1 protein-coding gene is annotated in these 399 nt (G+C 65.4%); it reads right to left on the bottom strand.

Features of this window, described 5'->3' with window-relative positions:
- On the bottom strand, nucleotides 1-214 hold a 214-nt coding region (locus tag D7V77_RS42910), incomplete at its 3' end, for a hypothetical protein (RefSeq protein ID WP_199734034.1).
- Between the last annotated feature and the right edge of the window lie 185 nt (nucleotides 215-399).

The raw sequence follows: 399 nt of genomic DNA, 5'->3' as shown, positions 1-399 counted from the left end.
AGCGCGCGGTGGATGCCGGCACCAGCGCGCCGTTGTCGACGATGAGCGCCTCATAGCAGAGGCCGGCCTGTGCATTCCAGCCGGGCCCCAGCCACATGGGCAGCAGGACGTCGTCGTAGTAGCGGCCGAATGACTCCAGCGCAGCCGCAATGGCGGGGGACGGTTCAGTCGAGGCCGTATCGGGCAGCGGGGGCGTGGAGGATTGTGAAAGCATGGGCGCCGTGATGATCGTGGCGGGCGTCGACCCGTTTAGCCAGGCCGATTGCTCGAATCTGTTCTGTTCACCATAGGCGACGTATATGCGTTGTACATGCGAACAGACCCGGGATTGTGCTCCAACTGGCGGCCCCGCGCCACGCACAACTGGCGCAATCCCGGTCACGGCGCAGGGTTGTGGGT

It is taken from the genome of Corallococcus sp. CA041A (assembly GCF_003612075.1).
Classification (GTDB): domain Bacteria; phylum Myxococcota; class Myxococcia; order Myxococcales; family Myxococcaceae; genus Corallococcus; species Corallococcus exiguus.
Note: the sequence above shows the minus strand (reverse complement) of the source record. Positions and strands in the feature narration are given on the sequence as shown.